This window comes from Hymenobacter bucti, assembly GCF_042681145.1.
GTDB classification, from domain to species: Bacteria; Bacteroidota; Bacteroidia; order Cytophagales; family Hymenobacteraceae; genus Hymenobacter; species Hymenobacter bucti.
This window is the reverse complement of the sequence record NZ_JBHUFD010000019.1, coordinates 306,077-331,174: the sequence shown is the minus strand read 5'-3', so window position 1 is coordinate 331,174 and position 25,098 is coordinate 306,077. Positions and strand designations below refer to the sequence as shown.

The 25,098-nt window shown below is 59.8% G+C and carries 17 protein-coding genes; 1 reads left to right on the top strand and 16 read right to left on the bottom strand.

Annotated features, from left to right (window positions below; translation table 11 throughout):
- The coding region (locus tag ACFSDX_RS25075) for an SDR family NAD(P)-dependent oxidoreductase (RefSeq protein WP_382318760.1) at positions 1-106 on the bottom strand (106 nt) is incomplete at its 3' end.
- 77 nt (positions 107-183) lie between these two features.
- Positions 184-753: a Crp/Fnr family transcriptional regulator gene (locus tag ACFSDX_RS25070; RefSeq protein WP_382318723.1), complete on the bottom strand. Its 570-nt coding sequence runs from the start codon at positions 751-753 to the stop codon at positions 184-186.
- A 432-nt stretch (positions 754-1,185) separates the two neighbouring features.
- Here ACFSDX_RS25070 and ACFSDX_RS25065 point away from each other — a divergent pair, with 432 nt between their 5' ends.
- Positions 1,186-2,187, top strand: a complete 1,002-nt coding sequence (locus tag ACFSDX_RS25065) for a PDDEXK nuclease domain-containing protein (protein ID WP_382318722.1) — start codon at positions 1,186-1,188, stop codon at positions 2,185-2,187.
- 745 nt (positions 2,188-2,932) lie between these two features.
- Here the strand turns inward: ACFSDX_RS25065 and ACFSDX_RS25060 are convergent.
- The 14 genes from ACFSDX_RS25060 to ACFSDX_RS24995 form a co-directional block, all read right to left on the bottom strand.
- A complete protein-coding gene (locus tag ACFSDX_RS25060; protein ID WP_382318720.1) occupies positions 2,933-4,183 on the bottom strand; it encodes a class I SAM-dependent methyltransferase in 1,251 nt (416 codons plus the stop codon).
- A gap of 6 nt (positions 4,184-4,189) precedes the next feature.
- Positions 4,190-6,376, bottom strand: coding sequence for a glycosyltransferase (locus ACFSDX_RS25055; protein WP_382318718.1), 2,187 nt, complete (start codon positions 6,374-6,376; stop codon positions 4,190-4,192).
- Positions 6,377-6,715: 339 nt separating this feature from the next.
- A complete protein-coding gene (locus ACFSDX_RS25050) occupies positions 6,716-9,559 on the bottom strand; it encodes a DUF6519 domain-containing protein (RefSeq protein WP_382318716.1) in 2,844 nt (947 codons plus the stop codon).
- Between the two features lie 76 nt (positions 9,560-9,635).
- Positions 9,636-11,822 (bottom strand): hypothetical protein, encoded by a 2,187-nt coding sequence (locus tag ACFSDX_RS25045; protein ID WP_382318714.1) that lies wholly within the window; start codon positions 11,820-11,822, stop codon positions 9,636-9,638.
- A complete protein-coding gene (locus tag ACFSDX_RS25040; RefSeq protein ID WP_382318712.1) occupies positions 11,819-14,416 on the bottom strand; it encodes a putative baseplate assembly protein in 2,598 nt (865 codons plus the stop codon). The genes ACFSDX_RS25045 and ACFSDX_RS25040 overlap by 4 nt, the downstream gene beginning before the upstream one ends.
- 79 nt (positions 14,417-14,495) lie before the next feature.
- Positions 14,496-17,126, bottom strand: coding sequence for a putative baseplate assembly protein (locus ACFSDX_RS25035; RefSeq protein WP_382318710.1), 2,631 nt, complete (start codon positions 17,124-17,126; stop codon positions 14,496-14,498).
- Positions 17,127-17,131: 5 nt separating this feature from the next.
- Positions 17,132-17,482 carry a GPW/gp25 family protein gene (locus ACFSDX_RS25030; RefSeq protein WP_382318709.1) on the bottom strand — a complete coding sequence of 117 codons (351 nt, stop codon included), beginning with the start codon at positions 17,480-17,482 and terminating at the stop codon, positions 17,132-17,134.
- 83 nt (positions 17,483-17,565) lie between these two features.
- A complete protein-coding gene (locus tag ACFSDX_RS25025) occupies positions 17,566-17,886 on the bottom strand; it encodes a hypothetical protein (RefSeq protein WP_382318707.1) in 321 nt (106 codons plus the stop codon).
- Positions 17,887-17,927: 41 nt separating this feature from the next.
- Positions 17,928-18,452 carry a phage baseplate assembly protein V gene (locus ACFSDX_RS25020; protein WP_382318705.1) on the bottom strand — a complete coding sequence of 175 codons (525 nt, stop codon included), beginning with the start codon at positions 18,450-18,452 and terminating at the stop codon, positions 17,928-17,930.
- A complete protein-coding gene (locus tag ACFSDX_RS25015; RefSeq protein WP_382318703.1) occupies positions 18,449-19,579 on the bottom strand; it encodes a hypothetical protein in 1,131 nt (376 codons plus the stop codon). The genes ACFSDX_RS25020 and ACFSDX_RS25015 overlap by 4 nt, the downstream gene beginning before the upstream one ends.
- Complete coding sequence (locus ACFSDX_RS25010) at positions 19,572-19,934, bottom strand: LysM domain-containing protein (RefSeq protein WP_382318701.1); 363 nt, start codon at positions 19,932-19,934, stop codon at positions 19,572-19,574. The genes ACFSDX_RS25015 and ACFSDX_RS25010 overlap by 8 nt, the downstream gene beginning before the upstream one ends.
- 18 nt (positions 19,935-19,952) lie before the next feature.
- Positions 19,953-20,606, bottom strand: a complete 654-nt coding sequence (locus ACFSDX_RS25005) for a hypothetical protein (protein WP_382318699.1) — start codon at positions 20,604-20,606, stop codon at positions 19,953-19,955.
- A gap of 113 nt (positions 20,607-20,719) precedes the next feature.
- Positions 20,720-22,534, bottom strand: a complete 1,815-nt coding sequence (locus ACFSDX_RS25000) for an eCIS core domain-containing protein (RefSeq protein ID WP_382318697.1) — start codon at positions 22,532-22,534, stop codon at positions 20,720-20,722.
- A 237-nt stretch (positions 22,535-22,771) separates the two neighbouring features.
- Entirely contained in the window at positions 22,772-25,045 is a 2,274-nt protein-coding gene (locus ACFSDX_RS24995) for an eCIS core domain-containing protein (RefSeq protein ID WP_382318696.1), read from the bottom strand.
- Positions 25,046-25,098: the final 53 nt, after the last annotated feature.

The following is a 25,098-nucleotide window of genomic DNA, read 5'->3' as shown; positions in this document are numbered from 1 at the left end:
CCAGGTCGCGGCTGCCCAGGTAGACGTGATAGCCTTGCTGGGCGAGCTGGCGGGCGGTTTCAAAGCCGATGCCTTTGTTGGCCCCGGTTATCAGAACGGTTTTCATGGAGGGGTGCGGTTAGTTTACCCCGCAAAGGTCCTCAACCCCAGAAAGCCAGCAGTTGCCATTTGGCAAAAAGCGCGTCAACGAATATTTTTTCGTATTCGACTCAGCGACGACTGCGTCATACCCAGAAACGAGGCCAGGTAGGATAGCGGAATGCGATTGGCCAGCCGGGGGTAGTGGTCGAGAAATTCTCGGTAGCGGGTGCTTGCGTCCTGCGTGACCATCGGGCTGATACGCGCCAGCTTCTCGTTTAGGTGCTTGGACGTCATCTTATGCACCATGTCGCTCCAGCCCACTATCGTATGGGCCAACCCGTCCCAGTCGTGCTTGGCAAATACCAGGAGCCGGCAATCGGTGACCGCCTGCACGTACTCGGGCGAAGCTAGGCCTTCTTCCAAGCCGCGCAGGTTGGTGGTCAGGTGCAGCTCGTCGATAAAATTGCGGGTGATTTCGGTGCCCTTATTGTCATAATAGCAAATCCGCAGCACGCCTTCCTGCAGGAAACCTACTCGCCTGGATACGTGCCCGGCCTCCAGGAAATAGGCATCCTTGAGCAGCGCCAAGGGGGTAGCCTTGCTGGCAATCAGGTCGAGTTGGCGCTGATTGAGCGACCCGAATTGCAAGAGATAGCCGAAGAGTTCATCCATGGGTGCAAAGTACGCGGGCTTGGGGGAGTGCTACTTGCCATTTGGCAAAAAGGTAACTTTAGCCAGCCACAAAGGGGAATGTCAGACTACCATTACCTAATGCTGTCCGCTTCCCTTGAAAGAAGACCAGTTTAGGCTGGAGCCTGACAGCTCAAGCGTGGTTTAAAGTTGGCCACCTTACCGAGCTACCGCTGAAGAAGCCAGTTTCGCTCGGGTCAGATAGGTAGCGGCAAGGAAAGGGTAGACGAGAGGCTTTCCTGCTTTACCAGCACTTTAGCTCGTGGATATAATGGAATGGTTAAAAAAGGGCCTTCTGAGCCTAGGATATTGCCGGCGTTTCGCTATCGAGCAGCAGAAATGGGTACTCGGTTTTTTTACTACCCATTTCTACTGGCTATCCTAAGGGCAATTTATTTACAAAGCCATTGCAGTATGAGTATTAAACCAGAATTACTCGCCGCTGTGCGCGGCCTCATCACGCAAGCGCGCAAACAGGCTGTGCGGGCTGTCGATACGGAACGGGTACTTCTACACTGGCACATCGGACGAGTAATTCTTGAAGAAGAGCAGCACGGGGCCGACCGGGCAGCCTACGGCAGCAGTCTTATCAAGGGTTTGGCGATAGAGTTGCAACCGCAGTTTGGTAGCGGATTTTCGGGCCGGCAACTGGAACGCTACCGCCAGTTTTACCGTACCTTCCCAATTGCGTCCGCACTGCGGACGCAATTGAGCTGGACACACTATAAAACGCTTATCAGCCTCGACAATCCCGATAAGCGCGAATTCTATCTGGCTGAAGCAACTAAAAACAACTGGTCGGCCCGACAGTTGGAGCGGCAGGTTAACAGCCAGCTGTTCGAGCGTTTACTGCTTAGCAACGACGTGGCGGCCGTACTGGCCGTGGCCCGCCAAGAGAAACTACCCACGGAGGCCCGAGACATCATCAAAGACCCTATGGTGCTGGAGTTTCTGGGTCTTAAGCGGGAGGCCGCCTACTACGAGCGCGACCTAGAAGCTGCCTTGATTACGCATTTACAGGAATTTCTGCTGGAGCTGGGCAACGGCTTCTCATTTGTGTCTCGGCAGCAGTGCCTGCACCTCGACGGCGACGACTTCTTCGTGGACCTAGTGTTCTACAACCGGCTGCTGCAATACTTCGTGCTGGTTGAAATCAAGACCGATAAGCTCACCCACCAGGATTTGGGCCAGTTGCAGATGTACGTCAACTACTACGACCGCCTGGAAAAGCTGCCCCACGAGAATCCCACCATCGGTATCTTGCTCTGCGCCAACAAGAACGATGCGGTGGTGAAAATCAGTCTGCCAGCCGATAATCAGACCATTGTAGCCAGCAAGTATCAGCTTTATTTACCTAGTGAGCAGGCGCTTATGGCAGAGGTGCGGAAGGAATTTGATAAGCTGGACCAGTCCTAGTATACATTCAGTCATTGAGACGAAAATCGAACGGTAGGCTAACCTTATTGAGGGAGTGCTAGTGCGCCAGAAATACATCCTGAAAGTAGTCCAATAAGGGTCAGTAAAATATGACTGGAAAAAGGGCTTCCACACGCTGGAATCGCCCTCTCTGAAAGAATCCAATAAAGGCCCGTGGCTGTTGCAGAACTCGGCGCACCGACTTTTCAGGAAGCCTCGACCACCCGAATAAGGCTAGAAAAGCTGCCAAAACCGGCTTTTAGATAAGCTTAACTACCAATTCACACTGTTGCTGAGCCAGCCAGCGAGTTTTGTAACAGCCACGCCCGTGGATGTTGCAGAACCTGCCGGCTCGGTCGAAACTTGGTAATCTAGCTACGAAGGGCATGTAAAAAGCAATCTTGGTAGCCTTTCTAGCTCGGTTCAGCTCGTCGAATCCTCGCTTGCAGGTGTCACGCCGAGTTCCGCAACAGCCACGCCCGCTTGGTGAAGCAGTGCTCGATACCGTATTCGGTGCAAACGCGATCAAAGATATGGCGAAAGGCTTTGAGCTGATTACGCATATTGCCGAACTAAATACCATTGTCTGTCAATACCATGTGCACTCGGCAGGGCAATTTAGCCAGCACTCGGCGCAGAAACTTCGCTGCCCGCACTAAGGTGCTCAATGAGGAGTGGGAAGGTTGTTTTCGGCAGCAGCACCCTGCCCCTAGTCTTTGTCGTCCGAACCGATGCAGTTGACTGCCTAGCCCGCCTGCCCCACAGTTTTTGATGCTCTCCAATACTCCTCGCTACAGAAATCCTCGTTGCGGCACACCAAGGAAAGAATTCGTGGTGAATGGCTTGATGAGCCAATCCAGAATTCGCATCCTAAACGCTTGTCGTTAATTACATCCCAGATACGGTAGCAGGGATGCGCGTAGTAAGGCGCAAAATCGGCCAGCTTGCGCAGATAGCGCGTAGATGCGTACCAAAAATTTCCGTTGAAATGGGAGATGTTGCCCATATCGCGCCAGTTTACCCCTATCACATCGTATTGCGGTAGCTGAAGCGCGCAGCGTTCCCACTGCTCCACCAACTCCTTCATCATCAGGCGCCGCCAGTGGACTTTGATTTTGTCGTCCGGATTGCTCACGCCTTTACTGTGCAAATACAGCACATATCCTTCGTGCTGCCGGGCGTGTGCTTCCATAGCCAGCATGGCCGGCGTTTCAAAATACGTTAGTTCAGGAGCCCGGAAAAGGACTTCGGCTAGTAGCTCTAGGTTACTGCAAATGGAATTCACCACCAGCAAATCGGCTTCATCACCAAGCATCGTCAACTTAACCTGACGAAACCCATTCTGCTGAAGCTGAAGCATCTGCTCAGCAAAGACCTGCTGCCAGTTGCCCATGCAGGCCAAGTGATAAAACACGGCTACCTGCGTACGGAAGTAAGCCGCCACGCTCATTTTATAGGATAACAGTAGCTCAAAATCCGCATCGTAATCCAGCTTAGCAGGCAGGCTTTTCGCTTCCAGAATCTGCGAGCGGGTACTATCGATCAGACCACAGCCCCAGTCCGTGTCAAGCACGACGCACGCATAGGTAGTCTGCTGGAAGAATCGCAAGGCGGCCTTCCACACCTGCCCATTCCAGTTTTCTCCTTCCTCAAACTCTGCTAGCTCCCGCTGATACCATGCCGTGGGCGGCAAACAATCATGCAAGACGATAAGGCCGCCGCTTGCCAAGCACTGGCTGGCATTAGTCATGTCACGAAGCGCTTGTTCTTCGGTGTGTAGCCCGTCAATAAAAATCAGGTCGAACGGCGTCTTGTTTTGCGCAAAAAACGCATCGGACGTTCCCTGAAACGTAGTAACCGGCTTAGGATCAACGCCTATTTTGTAGCCACACCGGATGTGGGCGAAGTTATCCTGCTCGTTGCTGACACCTATTTCCAGGTAGCGTTGCAGGTTGCGCTGATCCACAAAATAATTAAGCAGTTCGGTGCGGGTCATGGCTTGCTACACTTTCTGAAGGACTACCAGTGTTTCCGCCACCTGAATTTTGCGGTAGGCTTTGCTGGCGATCAGCTCCCGCACAAATCCCTGTACCCCGGGATAATAATCAGCGTAGTCGTGGAAGGCCACGTAGGCATTTGGCTGCAGGTAGTCGGCAAAGTGCCAGAAGTCGCGGGCGACGTTAGGATAATCGTGCAGGCCGTCGATGAACAGCAGCGCGATGGGCGTTTGCCACGGAACCTCATCCGCCCGCTTCTGAATGACTTGCACTACATCGGCTACGCCGGCTTTCACCAGATTCATTTTAAAGGGAATCAGCGACGGCGGCAGGACCTGCAGCTCCTGATCGGCCGCGCCTAACTTGCCATCGTGCAAGTCAATGGCTATCAGGCGAGCCTGTGGACAAAAGGCTTTGATGACGCTCCCAATTAAAACGGTGGATTTACCATGGTAGCTGCCCACCTCCACGACTACCGGCGGCGCTGATGCGCCCTGGCAAACTTTTAGGGTAATGGCCAGCAGTAGATCGGCTTCCTCGTCGCTGAGCCATCCTTCCATTGTTTTTAGATGCCTTATGAGCGCCAGTGGCCTGAACAGACTCGGCGCGGCTTGTGTGTCAAAGCAGTCTGCGGGTTTTTCACAGGTGTAATGGTTGAAGTGGCGCCGGGTATGCTGACGCACAGTATCCTCGTAGTGCCGTTCGACGGGGTGAACCCAGTAGGCATCGGGTTGCGTAAAGGCCTGCTGTAGCTGCTGCTGACTGTAGGCTTGCCGGTACTGCACATAGGTGTGACTACACGGGTTTCTGGCAATTTCATAGCCTAGCAGCCGGACCAGCGTCGGCAGGATAATTTCCTCCGTGGCCCAGATCTTAGTCTGGATCATGAGGTGCTGCAACTGCGGGTCTTCTCGGAAGAGGCGGGTTAAATCGCGGGCAGCGTCCGCCGTGAAGATGGTAGAGGGCCAGAAGGTCCAGTGAACAAACTTGCTTTCTCCATCCGCGAAACGCCGCAGCCAGGGTTTCCACAAGTCATACTCTTTGAACGCCTGCGTAACGGGCCAGATATCCTGCGTAGCTTGGGTAAGCCGCTCGGGGCGGTTGGAAAGCAGGCCGATGTTCGTCTGTGACGCCAGAAAAGAGGCCAGGAAAGCCGGGTAACCTGCCCGGATGGCTAGCTGATCGGAATCGACAATGGTCAGGGTATCGAACGGGCTGGTATCCAGGGCAAACGCCATGGTATCCAGCGCGAACTGATGCAGGTACCCATGCTGCATAGGGTGTGGCTTAGGATGCACTAGTACTCCTAAGGCGTCCCAGTGCGCACGACTTTTCAGTAAATCCGGGTTTTGGCCGCCATTGTACAAGACAATAGGGGACTCCGGGTCGAGGTGGCGCAGGTTGCGCACCAGATCAAGCACGCACTCTGCGTGCTCATGCACCAGGCAGGCATACACGTTCCGGACGGGTTTGGGTACCGTAGGCACCGGGCTTCCTTCCCGAACGGTAATTTGGCTGGGTGGAGGCGCTACTACCACAGCTTCGGCGGGGCGGTAGCTCTGCCAGTCGGCTTGCAGAATAGTTTGAATGTCTGCCACCGCGTGGGGCTGCCACCATTGGCCAGCGGTTCGCTTGGGACTAACATTTTGGTTATGAATCATATGAACCGAAATAGTCCAATCGGGTAGGACCGAGATGCGCTCGGGAGCCGTCGCCCAGATAAATAGCCCATCCATGCCCACGTTGATATCGGCGAAGGGATTTTGCTGCCACAGATCTTTGGTAAAACACAGCGAACTGATCCAAGTCCGCTGGTTAGCGGGGTATCGGTACTGAAACGCGCGGTGGTTGATCAGATCGTAGTAGAGCAGCTTATTGATGCCACAAACATCGGTTTTCTCCGTCTGCAAGGTTGAAACCTGGTAGCTCAGCCGCCGGGAGGCGTACCAGTCGTCGTCGTCCCATAGCGCTAAAATAGAGCCAGCTGCGTGCGAGCAGGCCAGGTTAAGCTTGGCCCCCAAGGTCACCTTATTCGCTAGTCGAATATACCGAATGTTAGGAACATCAGGCACCAGATCGGCCACTGCGTCGGTGCCGTCGTCCAAGATAATCAACTCTTTATGAGGATAATCTTGCCGGAGAAAATACCGGATGGCATGCGGGACAAATTCGCGCCGGTTGTACGTCGGCATGAGGCAGGAGACGAGCAAAAAGGGGGCGTTAAGCATTTTGCTGACCGGCGAGACCTCTTAAAAAAAGAAACGAGACCAACTTGTGTCAGTCTCGTTCGTTCACGCCCGGGACTCGAACCCTTCACATAATTCGCAACCAAAGCACTCAGTACACTAGCGAAGTGAGCAAAAGCACACAACAAAGCAGACCTAACTCTTCGACAACTCACTACACAACCTTACCGAAAGGACAGACGCTGTGTTAAATATAAGAAGCGCTATTGTTAATTCCAAGAAAAAACAGCTTTTTATGTGGAGGAGCTGTTCTGAGCAGCACACGCTGATTGTTACTAATAGCCGCTAAGGCGTGTTCGTACCCACCACATTAAGGGTGCCGTTGCGGGCAATAACAGTGGTTTGCTTGCTAGGAGCCATGTTCCACATCACCACCCATTGCGCGTTTCGAGGCTTGTCCGCTAAAGGCTCTACGTGAATGCCGACAACAAAGCTGCGCTTTTGATTGCCATCAGCGCTAGCCACGTAGTTTTTGGTAATCATCAGTCGCTCGCCCAGGTTGCCCCACACCCGAATACCGTCGATAAGAAAGTTGTCGGTATCGGGCAGGCGGTTGAGTCGGATGTTGTTGTTCTCAATGAGCAAGCTCTTGCAGTTGCCGACAAAAATGCCGTGGCGGTCCTGCTTGCTGGCCGTGGGCAGCAGCACGACATCAATGGTATTGCCGGCAATGGTAACGGCCTCGGCCTGATCAACATCTTCGTGATTGGCCTGCTCATGACTCAGCCCCACGTGCACCCCCTGCAAAGAGCCGACAATCGTATTATTCAGTACCCGAATGTCCTGGGCCGTGCGACCACCCACCGTAATGCCCTGGGCGGCTACCTGCTGCGTCTGCGTCGCCAGCGACGCGATGGCCTGGTTGAAGGCTGGCACAGTTTTGCGGAATACTTCATCTACCAGGAGCCGGTTCGCTAACTTTTTAATGTGCGTTTGCAAGTCTGCCGGCGCCGCGTTTGGCAGCGGCGGATTCGCAGTCAGCAGTTGCTGCCAGGCTTTGCGCAAAGGACTGAGCGTCTTGAAGCTCAGGCGCTGATCGCCCACCGTTATTTCGGCGTTGTGGCTTCCCCCTTTGGAAGCATTAAGCACTGCTTTGCTGAATAGCAGCTGGCGCAGCCCGGCCCGCTGCTGCTTATCGGCCACTACGCTGCTCAGGTTTAGCTGCCTTGTTGAGCTCGCGCGCAGGGTGTTGTTCTCGACCAGCGCCGTTGTCACGTTCACCAGCAGAATACCCTGTTGCTGATGCCCTACCTGCAGGTCGCAGCGACGGATCCGCACCGAGCCCGGGGTTTTATGTTCATTGCGGACGGTTAGGCAAGTAGCCGTCCGGACTGCTCCGGGGCCGCACTGCAGCTTAACATGCTCTACCTCAACCGTCGGGCAGCTCAGGAACGTCAAGACCCCGTTCAGCTGCGAAACTCCCGCCAGGATTGGTTTAAGCGCGTTGCTTGCTTCTGCGTAAAGGTCCTGAACCAGCACAGACGCACAGCTTTCAAATACCAGTCCTACCTCCAGCCGGGGCGCCAGGATGCGGGTACCGGGGCCGCCGCCGATTAGCTTGAGGTGCCCTTTGTGAGAAATCTTGACGGGCTTACTCAGCACGTAATCGCCCACCTTAAAGCAGATCTGGGCGTCCTGGCCTTCTTTGATCTTATCGAAAACGGCCTCCCAGCCCGGGCCTGGAGAGGCAGTTAGCGTACAGTGACCCTGCTGATTCTGGCAAAGCTGCTCAATGGCCTGCTGCACTGTCTGGGCCTGGGGCAGCTGACAAGCTGTGTTATTGAACTGCACATCATCGGCCGTGATTTCTGTCAGGGATGGAAACAGCTTGCGGCAGTCTTGCAGAGTTACCACGCCGCTCAGGGCCTGCACCAGGGCCAGGCGGCAGTAGTGATGCTTGGTACCGGCGGGTAGTTGCGGCAGGGGCGCGTCGTTGGGAATAGCGAAGGGCGGCCATTCTACCTCCCCGGTGGCGGTACGGGCCGCGAAAGTCCAGTAGTCGCCCGGGTGGTAAGATCCTTCAGTGAAGGCGACCTGAATGCCATCTTCCAAGTCTATCCAGTCGCCTACGGCACCGGCCGGCTTCATGGCCAGCGCCGCGGCCGCCTGGTCCCAGCGGCGCAGCTTCAGGTTCTGATTCGCTTTCAATGCATCAGCAGAGCTATTGAGGGTAATAGCCTGTTTGTCGACATCGATGGCGGCAATCTGGAATAAGGCATTTGGGCGACTGGTGAGCGTGGCGGTTTCGTCGACAATCTCGACCCACTGCCCGTTGGCGAAGCCCAGCACGGAGTCGCGGCCCAGGTCTGCCACAACGAGGTTTGCCCCGTCAATGGCTTCTATCCTGGTTTCGACGCTGGCATCATCCCGCGACCATTTAAAGGTGCCTACCGTTCGGTTGTCCCCCTGCTGCACCTCGACCCGGTACAGTTGATTTTCCAAGCGGCGAAACCCGGAGGTAGGCGGCAGGGCGCAAGGATCCTTGGGGTTGGTGTTCCGCTTAGTTTGTACGTTAAGCTTCCCCGTGGGGGGCGCAATAAGTTGGTCCCACTCCGGAAAGGCACTCTGGCAGTCGGGGGCGCCGCTCCCTGCAGTCACCTTCACCAGCCTGACCTGCCAGACCGTCTGGAGCCGGGTGGTGGTATCTGCTTCGCCGAGTGCTACTTCCTGGATGTGCGGGTCATCGCGAAAGTTAATTTCGCGCTGCCAGGCGTCCAGGTACACCAGGTAGCTGCCATCCTGTAGCGTCAGCTGGCCGGCATCGGGTGGGCTAGTAGGCGGGCTACCGAGCTGGCGCTGGAAGTAAGCGATACTGGGAGCCGGGTAGCAGGGCTGCTGGAAGTAAGTAACGTCCTGGCTCAGCTCGCACAGCAACCCCTCAACGTAGAGGCGCCCCGCCGCAATAGTGAGCCGGCTGCCCGGGCCCGAAAGGCCTATTTTAAACCCGTCGTTGTTTTTCGGCACGCCCGTGGCTCCCACCAAATCGGTGGTTTCCGTCTCGGTCCGGTACTGCTGAATGGCCAGCTGCTCGTTCCAGTCGGCGTCAAGCTGGACGCGTCCCTGCTGCATGAGCACGCCGCTGTAGTGCTTTTCCTGGTCGAAAGTTTTTCGCGAATAATCACCAGCCATTGTGTGGTTCTCCTTTTAAATTCAGGCGTTATCCTGGGGTGAATTTGTAGTTGCTGCGAAGCCTTCCTCTTCGGACTTAGGAGGCGTAAAAGATGCCCGCTTCCAGTCCAAACCGCAGGTACTCTTCCAGCCTGGCCCGCAGGTTGGCCTCGCGCTGAGGGTGGTAGAGATTGTGAAATGCCCCCATTTCCGCTTCGTCGTCGGCTCCTTGCCGGATTTCCGGGGCACAGTGCTCACTAAGCTGGCCGTAGCCCGCATCGCCGTAGCGCAAAGAGGTAAAGACTGGGCGCACCCGAACTGCTTCGGCTGCGGCTTGGGGCTGGCATCGGTAGGGCGAAGGCACCCGGGAGCCGGGCGGCACGTACGAAAACCGAACGCAGCCTTTCTGGAGACGGTCAGCCACGACCGGTGCGGGCCACTGGTCGGCTGGCGCGAGGCTGGCCATAAAAATGGTGTTGGCAGCCAAGGTCATTACCCGCGTGTGGACCTTGCCGATAACCGTGCAGTTTTGGATAGTAAGCGAAGCCCCTGGCCGGGCAGCCTCAAAAGCGGTAGCCGGGCCGGGAGCTACCAGGCCCGCAAAAGCGACTTCCGTTGCCCGCAAGGCATCGACTATGCTGTTTTTGAGGCTGACGGCAGCCTCGTCCGTCACTCGCAGGCTTCCGACGATGGATTGTTCCACTTCCACCTCACAGTTCGGCACCTCTACCACGAGCCGGGGCCCGGCGGGCTGCGCCACCAGGCGTCCCTCCTCCGTGCGAAGAGCCGGACTCGCTCCTGGCAGCAGGGTGCAGTGGCGCACCCAAATGGCGTGCAGAAGGTTAAGCGCCCCGCTGCTAGCCAGCGCCGGCACCCGCACCCTGCCCCCGCTAACGAGCAAGCCATTTAAGTGAAACTCGGCATTGGCTTCGCCCAGGACAAGCAGCTCGCCCGCCAGCACTAAAACGGGCCGATGCTCATCGGCGGCCCGCAGCTCAATGGTCTTCCCGCTGGCAATCTGCACCACCGGGTTTTCCAGATAGTAGCCGTTGTCCTGAATTTCCACTACCCCCCCGGTTACGGCCAGCTGATTCAGCGCGTCTTGAATAGTCAGCCCGTTGGCTTTTGAAACTGGTACCAGTTGGGCCAGCCCGGCGGAGAAGGTGCTGGCCCGGCCGTACTCGCCGCCACCCATGTCGGCACTAAATCCATACTGGTAGCTGACCTGCACTGTTTGGGGGGGCATTTGAAAAGCCATCCGTCCCAGCACCGGATCAATCGCCAAGCGGTAGCGGGGGTAGCTTCCCTGCGGGGGGCTGCTTACCGGTGGGGGCATGTTTACCCAACCCACGGGCTGCCCTGCACCGTCCAGAACGTCGTTGCCGGCCAGATCTTTGATGTTGCTCAGGTCACAGATCGAAATAAAATCAGGTGCCACCATCTGCTCATCAGCCCACACCAGCAGACTCTTCGGCAGGGTACCCGCCGCGTCGGGGCCGTAGTATGTGGCCAAGTCACGCGTTAGGCGAGACCGACTCAGGGGCATGGGCACGTTGACTGGTTCGGCTAAGTGCGTGATTTCCTGCTCCGCAGCCGGGCGGTTGTAGAGCGGCGCATCGAGGCCTACCGCGTTAAAAGTATAGCGCAGAAGATCAACCTGAAAGGCAGGTGATTGAGTTAATGGATAGCTGCCAATCCGCCAGAGGTAGATGCCGATGTTCGGCAGGTTATACTTGCCCCGTTGCGGCTCAATGCGGCGTACGTCGGCGGTGCGGGTAATTTTGTCGAAAGGAGTATGCAGTATTTCTAGGGAGGCCGCATTGCGCAAGGAAGCTACCGCCAGATTTTTGGGGCGCAAGTGATTCATATACTGGGTAGTGGCCAGCAATTGAAAATACTCCACCACGCTGGCGTCCCACCCGGTCACGTCGTGAGCCAGCTGCTCGATAACGGCCGCGGTGCCTTTCCGACGTCGGTAGCTAAGGGTATTGGCTACCTGGCTTCGCTGGCTGAAATTGGCATTCGGATACACTACCAGGCCGCGCGCGCCCACCAAATCGCCGATATAGGGCACCACCCATTCCGCGCAGGTTTCGATAAACTGATCGTCGTAGAGTTGGGCCAGGTCTTCTTCCAGCACGCCCACCTGCTCAGCCAACAACGCTAGCAGCGCTTTCAACGGCCCGCCCTCGTCCGGCAGCGACAGGGTCCGGCCTACCTCGGCATCGCGCAGGCGATAAAGAGCAGGCAGCAGCTCGTATAAGTGTTTGGCATCGAAGCTCATGACATCAGGCGCAACTTAACGGGACGGGGGTCGAGCAGCAGCAGCTCCGCCGCCAGAACGGTCCGGTCCCCGGGGCGGGGTACCGTAGCTTCCAGGGGCTGCGTAAGGCCGGCGCCGGTACCGGCGTCTTCCTGGTCGGTTCGAAAAAGTGCCTCAAGCTCCACTGCTACTACGCCGGGCACCCGTTGGATGACGGCCACAACGGTGCTCTGGGCCAGGGGTTGGCCGAAGTCCCTGGCAGCAAAGGATAACTGCTGACGCAGCGCGGCTTCTACGGCGGGAAGTACCGTTGCCGGTAAATAGTCCGGGTTTACTTTCACGCTGGCTGCAACTTGAAAATAGACTGGGTCATAGGTCGCAATGACTACCGACACATTCGGATCACCAGCTTGGCGAGTCGCTTGCAACAGGTTCTTATACAGCATTCCCTGCTCGTCGACGATGGCTCCGCTGGAACCTGCTACTGTTACAAACACGCGCCGCCGCTGCCCCACCCAGGTCCAGGTAGCCAGTGCTTTGTCGATGCCGGCGAACGAGCGGGCAAAGTCGGCGTAGTCTTGCAGGGACACGATGCGGCCGAGCGTCAGTACTTGCAGCGGGGCGTTGCGGCGGGCATCGTCCAGTGTTTCTTGCTCAGCGCCTCCCTGGGCCGCTAGTGGGTTATTGACGCCCTTTACGCCGAGCGGCCGGCTGACCAGCTGCGAGAGTTGATTGGCATTCACCAGGTTGTCCAGGCCCAGGCCTTTGCGGTACTTGACCTTCACGTTTTCGGTCCCCGTGGGCAAGCGCGCGCCGGTGATACCATCGCCAAACATGACGGTAGTTTTGCCCTCGTTGTCGGTGTGCGTGGTATATACTTTTTCCTGAGGTCCGAGCCCTAACAACGAGGCCGCCTCGTGCCACAGCACCTCATTGACGCGGATTTCCAGCGTAGTCGCGGCGCCACTGGTCGTTGCCCCGCTTAGGTAGGTAAGCGGCGGTTGGCGTAGCACAAAACGCTGAAATACCTGGCTGGCGTTGCCGCTGCCGAGGCTTTCCCGCACGGTTTCACCTTGCGTGGCCAGGGCTACGTTGCCGTTGAAGGTCACAGAGCTGCGGACGTAGGCATTGGTCAGCGCCTTTTCTAAACCTATTATTGTAAAACCCTGAGTAACAGATACGTCTTTAATAATCAGCACTTCACTCGCTACTACGCCGGGCAAGTCGCTAGGCGTACCAATAAGCAGTAGTTTTTGTCCCGTGCGCAGGCCGGGATAGTAGCGGCCAAGGGTGAGGGAGTTGCCCTCAATTAAATCGACGATGGGAATATCGGCGACGGTCAGCGGCTCGCTTTGGGCGTAAACAGTCAGGCCGCGGAGCGAAGCCAGGGAGGATAAGCTACTGGCAATAAGCTGCCGCCAGTCACCCGCTACGGTTAGGGCCGTTGATTTGATGCTCAGACCGTAGTCCGTGCGCGCCCGCACGTCCACTTGCTGCACATCAATGATTCTTTTAACATCTTCGAGCTTTTCATCGGCTCCCTGAATGGCGATGACTCCCCCCGGGAGTAGCTCTTCATACGCCGTATCCAGAAAGATTCGGGTGGCACACTCGCTGACAGCCCATTCCTGAAAGCCCGGAATGGTCCCCGTGTACACTACTTTGTAAGGCGCATTATAGCCAAAGAAGAACGCCCTTTTACGGAACGCCTGCACCCCGTTTTCAGCCGTAGTCTTCGGGGGCGCCGGCGGAGCCGAAAAGCTGGTTGCCAACATTGTAGCCGACCATCTATTGGCGGAAATCATGGCGGCTATGTCGCCCTCGCGCCAAGTGCTTTGCAGCAGCTGCTTAACGGTAAGCCCCGTTAGCGCAGGTTTTTTCAGGTAGGCGCTGACTTGCCCCGCGGGAGATGCCGGGGCTACATAGGCGGGAAAGGACGCCTCGGCCACGAAATCAACCCGCGTCGTTTTGGCAGTTTCGTCCAAGCTAACGTTCAGGATTTTCCGCAGCTTAGTCTTGTTAATCAGAATTACATCGCCTTGCTTGAGCGCGTAGCCGGTTCCTTGCAGCAGCAGTACCCCCATCGTGACCGACAGGGGCTGCGGCTGGGTAAGGCGGGGCTTCATGGCGTTCCACTCGGCGCGGGCCTCAATGGTTTCGATAGTTTCAAAGGTCTGCACCAGCTCGCCGGGTCCCGGAATGCTCTGCACTTTGAGTTCCGGGGTGATGGTGGTACTGGCTAGGTCCGCTTGCCCGTTGAAAGTAGTACCAGGCACCAGCTGGGGCGCGAAGGCTCCAGCGGTGTCGTCGAGCGTAAAAGCTAGGTAGGCGCTGGCCGCTACGCCGGGCTGCAGCTCATAGCCAATGAGCCGGGCCATTTCCAGCACGGAGAACCGCTCGGTGGCCGTCCGCAAAAAAGACTCGTTGGCAATCCGCTCCTGGTAAAACGTCAGTACGTCGGCCACCGTTGACCAGGCATCCAGCAATCCAACCGTGAAGTCGTCGCCGTGGCGCGTGGTAAAGGCGTTCAGGGCGGGGCCAGCAGCGGCCAGGCGAGCCAGCAAGCTCTGCCTGAACTGCGCGTGCGTGCCCACCCGGTACGCAATAGCGCTCAACCCCGGCCGATTGCCTACCGGAGCAGGCGTTTGGGCCGCCTGGCCCTCGCCGCAACTACAAGTAGCTGACTGCTGCATATTACCGCCCCCCTTTCATAAGCAGGTTAAAAACGCCGTGGTCCGGGAAGTTCGGGTCGTTGTCCAGTCGCGCAATCTCGAGCCGGCCCAGCGGAATTTTGCCGCTTGTGAGGGTTCCCGCGTCGAAGCTACCCTGGCGCCGGAAAGTTGTAATCTGCACCGACAGAACGCCCGGCGTAGCCTGCGCCGCCGCGTAAAATGGACTGAGGTACACTAGTTGTCCAAACGTGAACTGATCGGGATGAAATAGCCCCGGCTGGCCACTGGGCTGATACGCTCGGGTGAACACGCGCAGCAAGGCGGCTTTCACCTCGCTGGCGAAGTAGTTGCGGTCCACGCAAACCTCCATGACCATTTCCAGCGAAACGTACTGCGGCCCCTCTACTTCTAGGTCGTAGCCGGCCATTCGATAGCGTTCCAGCTTCGTGCGGGTTTGCTGCTCAAACGGCACATCAACGGCTTGCCCGCCCGCGCGGTCCACCGTCAGAAAAGCGGTGCGCCAGCTGCCGGTCCAGCGGAAGGTGCAGGCGGTGCGTTGAATGGTCGCGTCTATGCGTTGGCTTATCTCCTCATAATCGGCGGGCGTAACGGCGCGCTCCTGTCGCCGGAAGGCGCTGGGGGCTTTCTGCCGAGCTTCCTCCATCGTCTCCGGCGCCACGCCGCCCCGGGCCGGGAGCGGATTCCGAATACCGATAATGCTCGTTGGATGGAGCGTAATAGCCGAGTCATTTGTCGCTAGGTACGCCAGCGTTTCGGCCCCTATGTTGCCGCTAAGCCCATTGCCTACCCGGTACGTGGCGCGAAAAACGGTAGCGGCAGCGGGGCGCGACCCCAGCACATCATCCCCGAAGCGGAGATACGCCACGCCATCAGTTTCCACCTCGACGACAAAGTCTGGGGCGGTGGGTTGGCTGTTGATGAAATCGCGTTGTGGTTTCCAGAAGATGACTTGGTCCGGCAACCCGTCGGCCTTTTGCTCACGCAGGCTCACCACAGGCAGGGGTTCCCGCATTGACCAGGTCATGGCTCCGGTCGCCGCAGGCGGTGGGTTCTGTGGGTCATAGGGCGCCGCCTGGGTCAGGGACCCTACAGCCAGTTGGGGACGAAAACGGGCGGGAATCGGCACCTCGGGCGAGGCTTGGCAGTGCCCGGCTACTATGCGGGGGCGGTGGCGCGTGGAGGGCGGCACCGTATCAGGCGTGAGGGCGCTGGTTTGCTGCTCCTGAACGGTCAGCCCGTGGTCAGCCAGCACGATATTGCCCCACGCCATGCTGACGTGGTCGTAAAACTGGGTGCCGTGGCGCGCGGAAAGGCACAGGACAATCGACAGCGCATCGGCCGGGTGCCAGCGAATATTGGTTACTACGGGCACAATTCCGGCGGGCAGCGGACCAGGCGGTGTACGCTGCATGCCAAGCGGGTCTGTTGACCAAGACACGTCGGTGAGGCGCACGGCCTGCCGGTGCGTTGGGTCGGCGTCGCCTGCCAGGCCCGTTTGAGGTCCTCGATTCTCCGCCAGAATGAGCACCTGCCCCGGCGCCAGCTGCGGAAAATGGCCGGCCAGCGTGGCGCTGGTAGCGCCCGCGGGCAGGCAGCAATCCGTGTCACCCCAGGTATAGAATGGCATTTCGGTATGTTCACTGAAAAGTGTTTCGTCCTGCATCAGCTCAAAAACCTGTGGGCCAGCTGCTAAAGCTTTTTCATAAGCTGCTGACTCAATGAATATTATTGGGGATGTTGCGTCCCGGACCCTGGTCAGAAACTGTGTTTTTCGACCCTGATTTTCCTTTTGCAGCAATACTTTGCCCGCGCCGGGGGCGAGCTGCACCTGCACCCACACGCGGGCATTGCAGCCGTCGTGCATGAAATAGTCGACCAGGCGGGCGTGGCGCCGCACCGAGGTGCGTTTGCGGGCCGTGTTCAGGTAGGCTTCCGTAGCGGTGGCGTCTTGCTGATAGCTCAGGTAATCAGCCACATACGCTAGCAGCTCCAGGAGCGTAATGCCCAAATCGGCCACATTACGCTCCTGATAGTCGGGCACCAGCAGCGCCAGCCGGTCCAGCATCAGTTGCCGGAAGCTCGCGTAGTCTTTTGCTAAGTAGTTGACCTGCAAAGCTTCCGTTGGCTTTGCGGGAATGCAGGGAACGGGTTGGCAATCAAAATCGCTGGGGCAGCTTACCTTAAACGAAAACGCTACCGCCGACAGAATCGGGTCGAACAGAACCGGGTCGAAGCCGGGCGGCGATTGTTTTGCTTGCAGGTCCTGCACCAGCCGCAGCGTGTAGGGCGAGAAATCACCCGCCTCGCTCACGGTCACGAGCAGCACCCGGCTCTGCGGCGGCGCAGGCGGGGAGCCCGGAGGCGAGCTGGGCGGGAAGCCCGGCAACCCGGCCAGCACCGATACGCCGGTCACGCGGATGTTCCTGATGCGCTCCCCACCTTCAATAACGACCGTCAGCGCCGCTAAATCGACGGGTTGAAAATCGTTGATGAGGTGAACTGCCAGCGTGGTTTGGCGCTGCTCATTCGGGTCGCTGGGCTTATCCACTACCTCCAGAAAGTCAATCCCGTTCACGGCCGGATTGCCTTTGATCAAGTTCCGGCGCGACTCGTCACAGCAGGCGTAGAACATGGTCGTTAGCGGGTAAATTGGGCTATCTGGCGCTGCTGCGTGCGCCGCACAGTGTAGACAATGGTGACCGCTAGGGTGGAGTCCTCGCTGGTTGCTTGCACGGCGTTCACCTCAATTAGGTCGCCCAGCCACTGCTGCAAGGCGCCCTGCACCAGAAACTGGACGGTAGCGGCCAACTCGTCGCTGTTGGGCTGAAACACCAGCTGCATCAGCCCGCTGCCGAAAGTCGGGCGGTTGACCCGTTCGCCTGGCGCCGTAAACAGTACCTGCTCAATCAGGTCGCGGAGGTGACCGTCCTGATCGGTTTCAGTGGTGCGGCCCCGCTCGTCAAACTGCAAAGGAAACTTGATCTGCATAGTACTTTAGGCATTTGTCGTTCAAGGTATAATACTCATAATCAAGCTCATATAAGACACATCACTTTCTTTTGCTTAAGTACTTAAGTGCCGAGTACTTTGGTTTGCGTGCTTAGAATTAGCAGCGGCGTGCCATTAGGGGCGCAAATGGCTTGGCTGTCGAGCAGCAGCACGGGCATTCCGTTTGAGAGGATGCGCGTGGACGCGCTGACCCATTGCGCCGTGACGCAGGGCACCGGGGCACCGGCCACGTTGAAAGGGCAGCCCGCCACCAGGTGGGGAGTGGGCTGCGTCACGATGGGCTGCCCCGCCACCAGAACCCGCGGATTAGGCGCACTAGGCTGGGCTTGTCCCCCATGAACGCATTGTACCGAAGCGCCCGCGTGGAGTAGAAAACCAGGCATAAGAATCTGTTGTAAAGAAGGTAGGCAACTAATGCCCAGGCTCAGGTCACCATTAGAGCCCCTTTGTTAATGGTGACGGTGGATCCGGCCAGGATGATTTCGGCCTGCCCGTTGGTGAGCACGATGCCCGCCTGCGTAACCATGATGCGGGGGCTGGTGGGGCTGGCCAAGGGGCCGGCGCACAACGTGATGCCGCCGCCGGGCGTGCCGAACACGGTGATGGAGTTGCGGCCGGTGGTTTGAAACACCATGTTGGGCGTGGGCGGCGGCGAGGCAATGCCCATTTCGGGCAGTTCCGCCGTGCTGCCCCAGAAGCACCCCGTCCAGATGGGATAGTCCGGGTTGCCTTGCTCAAACTCGATCCACACCCCCGCCCCCAGCTCGGGCACGAAGTAGGCGCCGCTGCCCTTGCCAGCGGCCGGTAGGCAGGGCAGGGCAAACGTGGTGGGGATCAGGCCCTGCACGTCGGGCACGATGGCCTGGATGCGGCCACGGTTTTCCGGGTCCAGGTTGTTGAACACGGTGCCGCGGTACTTGCCCAGGAATCGGTGGACGTCGGTGTTCATACGGGCACGTTCGGGAAAGTGGAAATCAGGCCGTTGCGCGACAGCTCAAAGCTCTGCCGGTACTGCCCGCGCTTTATTTTGTGCTGCACGCTTTTCACGTAGTACAGGCCGTCGTAGGCCAGGCCGGCCCCGCGCACGCCCACCAGCTGGCGGGCCTTCAGGATGCGGCCGTAGCGCAGCACGTCCAGCTCGCCCCGGCCGGTCACGGCGTCGGCCCATTGGGCCGCCTTGGCCAGCCCAATCATAATAGCCTTGGGCAGCGAGTACTTGGCTAGGTCGTGCGCCGCCGGCTCCAGCCGGGTAGGGATGGGCGGCAGCAGGCCCAGCGGCGGGTTGAGCGGCGTGATGGGCGGAATGGGCACCACGATGACGGCTTTGGTGAGCTCGTCGTAATAAAACGCCGTCGGGATGGCGTTCAGGTTATTGCTGAAATTGAACGTGAGCGACTCCACGTTGGTATGCGCGTCCAGGTTGATGCTGAGGGCCGGCTGCGGCGCGCCCACCTTGATTCGGGGCCCCCAGTAGGCGATGTTGACGCCCGGCACCGGGCCGGGCTCGATGTAAAAAACGTACCCCACTTCCTCGGCTAGGTACTTTATGTACGACAGGTCCGTGCCACGCTGCGAAGGGATGCGCGTGGTGGGCACCACTACGTCGACCAGCACGCTGGGGATGATCAGCGGCACCAGCCCCAGGAAGCTATACTTGGCCACGAGCAGCGCCACCCGGCCCTCAGCTGGCACGGCCGGGAACGGAAAACCGCTGAAATCTATCCGGTCCATCACCACCGACAGGTCCTCGCCGGTGATGGTGAGCAGGGCCTGCCCGCCGGCCGGGTCCGGGGCAATTTCGTGGTTGGTAATGACGCCGTCCATGAGCACGGTGGGCGCCCCGTTGAGAGTGGCGATGATGATGACCCGAAACAGCGGCGCGACGCCGCCGCCCGTGAGCAGGAACAGCGTGTGCAGGGGCGAATTCTTGCTGATTTTAAACGAGAGCTGAAACCCGCTGCCCCCGCCGTCCCGGTTCGTCACCGTCACGTCGGTCAGCGCGTCGAGCACTTCCGGCGGCACTGGCAGCGGCACCACCGGGCCAATCAGCAGCGTGAGGTAGATGCCCTTAAGCACGGTTGAAGCCAGGGATGCCTTCGGGCAGGGTGATGCGGAGGCGGCGGCCCACGGTGGCCGTCAGCTCGTTGGGCTGTACGGCGCCGTTGGCGTCGCACAGCCGCCAAAACTGCTCCGGGTCGCCGAGGTACTGGTTGGCCATGTTGTCGGGCCGCTCGCCCTCGGTTACGGCGTGCTCCTGCAGCAGGAAAAAGCGCTCGGGCGGCGGCACCAGCCGCCGGCGCAGGTACACCAGCGGCTCGCCGGTGGCGGTTTCCAGCCGGGCCGTGGCCAGGCCGTAGTACCGGCTGGTGGGCGGGAAAGGCGCAGGGGTCCTACCCGTTTGCTGAAGCATCGTTTGCAGCGGATCGGTCATGGCTGGGCTATGGCTGGGTTAGGGAATGGCGTTGATTCCGAAGGCGTTCAGCGCGCCGCCGGCAAAGAGGCCCGCCAGGTGTTCCTTGCTCTGCTGGTAGCTCAGGTACAGGCTGCCGCCTTTGTGCTGGAAGCCCAGGTCGTCCACGCTCAGCACGCGCATGCCCAGGCTCACCTTGGCCCGCAGCGGGTTCAGGTTCACATCAAAGGCTTCTTCCGTCACGCTGAACTCGGTGATGCGCACCGGGATGATGCGTTGCTTATTCCAGATGAAGAGGGTCAGGGCCGTTTCCATGGGCACAATTTCCAGGGTGCCCGACTGGGCCAGACGGTTGTTGGCGAGCAGCTGCGCGCTGCTGGGGTAAATGATGGTTTCCAGGGCCGCCAGCTGCGGCTGGATGCCCACCTGCACCGTCACCGCATCGGCCACTTCGAGCTGGTCGGCGGCGTCAATCTCCGCCTCCAGCTTCAGCGTTTCCACCGGGGGGCCCGTCAGGCGCAGCGCCTCCGAGCGGTTGACGCCCTCGCCTCCCACCCCCTTTACCTGGAACGACCGGGTGAGCGTGTCCGGGTTGTACTGCAAGGCGATGATGCGCTGCACCGCCGACGTCTCCACATCAATCAGCACCAGCCCGCCTTTCAGAATGCGGGGAGAACCGGGGAAGGTGGTCATGAGTTAAACAAGCAAAAAGGATGATTTTGTGTCGAGCATTTAATTCATAAAGCATTATATTATAGCAACTAAAGCATTTTAAAAGATAAGAAAAGCAATTCAATTGCTTTTGCTCATCGGCTTTCTCCACACGGGAAATCCAGTGCAATCACCTGCGGTTGGATCAGCCCGTTCACCAGCGCAGCCACGTGCCGGTTGTTAAACATCCACACGAGGGGGTAGCCGCAGCGGGCCGCCACCGCGAGTTGAAGCTGGGATTGGTCAATGAAACGATTGATGGTCTGCTGCCGCATCAGGTAAGTGGCCGGGGAGGTATTCAAAAGGAACCCGTAACCGGTCTTTACTTCGTACAAGGCGCCACCGGCCGTTCGCGCATCAAAATCCACGTAGAGGCCTTCAGGCGTTTTGATGCCCCACTCCCGAGGCGTCCCACTGACCATCGTAGCGAATTGATCATGGCAGGAGTTTGCCCCGCGCTGGGCGGTTGCCATGCCGCGGCAGCCCTTCCTATTTTCTTCCTCCGTATCGATGTCCGGGCGCGGCAGCGGCCGGGCCACCGGCTTTGGTATCGGCTGTTGTTGCGGCAGCGGCAATGAAGCTTCCGGTGCAAACCAATCCCGCAATCCTTTCTGGTCGGCTTTAGATGTTTTGCCCGTTTCCCAAGGCGTGGGCATCAAGGGGGGGAGGTCATCAAAAAAATCGGGTCGTGACTTGAAAGTGGGCGCGGCCGGCTGGTGGCACCCCGAGATGCACACGGCCAGGGGCGAAGGCAAAATAATGTATCCCTGGCTTTCCAACTCGCGTTGGAAGCGGGACCAAAACACGAGGGCCACAATTGCAACGACCACCACCGCCCCCACTGCTACCGGAGCTGCGATGGCAACGGTGCCCCCTGCTGCCGCTGTGCCTTCTGCCGCGGCGGTAGCGGCCGCTTCTTCCGCCGCTACGGTGGCCGCTTGCCTGGCCCAGGCGGCATCTGCTACCTGCTGAGCCGTTATTTTGACAGCCATGCCTTCTGCCGCGGCCCCTCCGCTAAGCGCACGCGTGGCCAGGGCCCCGCCCGCTGCGGCCTGTGGCGTAGCAGCTTCCCGGGGCCCCATTCCTGCCGAGGCCCGCCCCGAGCCGTACATTTCCCAGGCTTCTTTTTCGGTCAATAATTTCTGGCAGGCGCCTTCTTCCCGGCAGCGACGCACGGCATTCGCTTCTTTTAGCAAGCCCGCGCGCCGGTACGCCCCTTCGACGTCGGTGCGCCGTTTTTCTGACGGAATTTGGGACCCCGCGCCCGGCGGGCCGGCGTGTACGCCCGGCGCGGCCTGCCGCTGGATTCGATTTCCTCCAGACGCCGCCGAAGCCCTGCCGCCGCCCTGCTGAAGGACGTGCGCCAGCTCGTGGGCCAGCAGACGCTGGCCGGTAGCCGATTGCGGCGCGTACTGCCCGGCCCCGAATACCACGTTCCGGCCGACGGTGTAGGCTAGGGCGTTGATGGCCGCGGCCGATTCAGCAGCCTGGGCACCCGCGTGGATGCGCACCGCGCCTAGGTCGTGGCCGAAACGGGTTTCCATGAACCGGCGGGTGGCGGTGTCCAGGGGCTGGCCGGCCGCCTGCAGTGTCTGCGTTACGGCTGGCGAAGCTTCCGGCACGGGCTGGGGGCTGGCTGCTTTTCGGTGCAGTTCCTCCTCTTTTTCGCACGCCGCGCATTTTCTTTGAAGCAGCCCGCCCGGGGCGGGAGTTGGTTGTAACGACGGTGATTTTTCTTTGCGCTGCGCTTTTTCCTCCTTTTCGCAGTGCGCGCATTTGCGTTGCACCGATGCCACGGCGGGTTTGAAAGCCATACCGTCGCCGGGGCCCACGGTAGGCAGGCGCATTACTTTTTCGGCCATTGCGTCGGCTTCCTGCTCGTGTGCATCGCCCGGCTGGTTGATTACCAACTTAGGTTGCAACCGCACTGGGCTCGCCAGGAGGGTTTGGTACCCGTGCGCGCTGATACTGCCGATATTATGGCCTGCACCTAGGTGCAATCCAAGGGCGGTTTCCCGGGCGACGTCTGGCAGTAGATCCGCAGCTTTTTTGAGTAAAGGCGCAGCTACGCCTGGGGCCGGGCTCTTCGCATTTAAAAAAGCTGAACTCGTCATTTTGCCTCTCTTTTACCAATCAACTTACCTGCCCTACGGTACCCTCAGGTACGACCTATCGGCCTGGCGGGCATACGTCAGCGTGGGGCGCAGTTGCGCGGCGGTGGGCGACGCCCGGGGCCCCAGGTAGCCGATATCGATGCGTTCGACGTGGGGCCCCAGCCGGGCCGCGGCGGCATCGACCGCGGCGTCGATGGTGGCCACGTCGGCCGATGCCACCGTTACATTGATGGAAATGATACCGCCGGACGGCACGCCCGGCATCGGCACGGTGAGCTGGCTGGCGCGCGCGGGCGTGTCCTTGGCTTTGGCCACGATGGCCTGCGTGATTTTGCTCCGGGTGCCCGTGATGCCCTCGGCGTAATCGGCCAGCGCGCGCCCAATGCCGCCCAGCCCAGGCTTTGGGGTCACTAGGCCAGCGGGGGCCGACGTCACCGACCGCCCTTCGAGCCGGGTGATGGTACCGTTTTCCAGGTGCAGCACCAGGTCGGGAGTGCGCTGGGCCATCGTGGGCGGCACTATTTCGACCGATTGCACACGCACCCCACCCACTTCTCCACGCTCCAGCATCCGGATGATGTCGCGCAGTTCGGCGGCGGCGGCGCGCCCGTCCACGCGCGTCAGCGGGGCGCGGGCGCGCCGGATGATGTCGGACAACGCGTTGTTGGGGGCCACCAACCGGCCTTGGTAGTGGGTTATCAGGTCCTGCGATACGCTCTCGACGGTGCGGGCAACCGCCGGGGCGTTGGGGACCGGGGCCAAAACTCCGAAGGGCTGGACGAGGGCGGCCGGCGGCGCGTCCTCGGCCCGGGCCAAAGTGGGCCCCAGCCCTTCAGCTTCCTCGCGAATCAGCGTTGTGGCGGCTCGCTCTTCCAGCACCGGCGCCGCTTCGGCCGTGCCAATCAGTATGCGGGCCGCGCCGGCGCGCGCGGTGTTAGCGGTGCGGTTGAACGACCGGCCGGCCACCGCGGTGGCTTCTTTGACGCCCGCTTTTACCAGGGGGCCCGCCAGCTTAGCTATTACCACCCCGATATCGGCCACGATAAACAACGCGTCGATGGGGTCGAACTGGTCAACTTCCACGGGCGCTTCCAGCCCGCTCGTCGAGAGCAACTTTCCGTTACGGTCCACCTCCATTATCGTCACGCCCGCCCGCAGCCGGTAGCCAATGAGCTGGTTCGTTTTGGGGTGGCGGATGGGCATCGCGGCCCTGCTGCTCAGCCTAAATGTCTGCCGAACGTCCGAGTCGGGCAGGCCAATGCTGGTGTTAGGCGGCAGGTCGCCGGCCGGCTCGAAGCGCATTTGCTGCAGCTGGGCTTTGCTGGGCGGCGGGCCGGGGCCCAGCCAGACGGCTTTGCGCGGGTCAATTTCGGGATCGGGCGGCTGCATGGTGTGCAGGAACGGTTGGCCGGAGCGCAGCTGGGTTTCGAACGGCGTCGGGGGCGGGTCAACGGTTAAGTAGTGGCTCAGGTCGGGCCCCGGGCCGGCGGTGGGCGTTTGCAGCGGCGGGGGCAGCGCGAAGGGGCTTTCCGCTTTGTCGGCCGCAAACAGCGCCTGCTGCTTGCGCGCCCGCTGTTGCCGCACGGCCAGGGGCGGCTCGCCCAGCCACGTTGCCTGGCTGGGATCGGGCGCGGGGGACGCAGCTTTCATCGTTTCGAGCACGGTTTCCGCCACTTGCAGGGCCGGCGCCGCCTTGGCAATTGTCGCGTCAATTTGCTGCGGCGTGACCCCGCTGGCCTGCGTGGCTTGGCGCAGGGCTCCGTTGGCCTGTTCAATTTGGGCACGCACCGGCGCGGGCGCCACCTCCAGCGCCCGCTGGTAAATTTTGTTCAGCCGGTTGAAATAGGGTGTCGGCGCGCCCGGGCTAGCTTCCTGGCGCGCTAGGCCAGGGCGGCTCGCGGCGCGCACCGCCACTGGGCGGTTTTGCTGAATGGCCACCGCGGCGTGGTCGGCGTCCCGCTCGTGCGCGGGCCCTGGCGGGGTGGCCGACGGCCGGGCCTGCTGCACCACGTGGGCCAGCTCGTGGGCCAGCAGCCGCTGCCCGGCCGGGGCCCCGGGCGCGTATTGGTGGGCCCCAAATGCAATGTCGTGGCCTACTGTGTAGGCCCGGGCATTCATCGCCTGCGCGGCCTCAGCCGTTTGGTCGTTGGCGTGCACGCGCACCTGCTTGAAATCGTGGCCAAACCGCGCTTCCATAAAAGTGCGGGTGCTGGCATCCAACGGCTGGCCCGGTGACTGCAACCCGCCAAGTGCGGCGGAGTGGCCGTCGCAGACATGTGCGCTGATTTTGCCAAAATCATGGCTCATTCCCAAGGCCCACCCGTGCATGTTTGTACGGGCAGCTTCGGAAGCGATGGCCT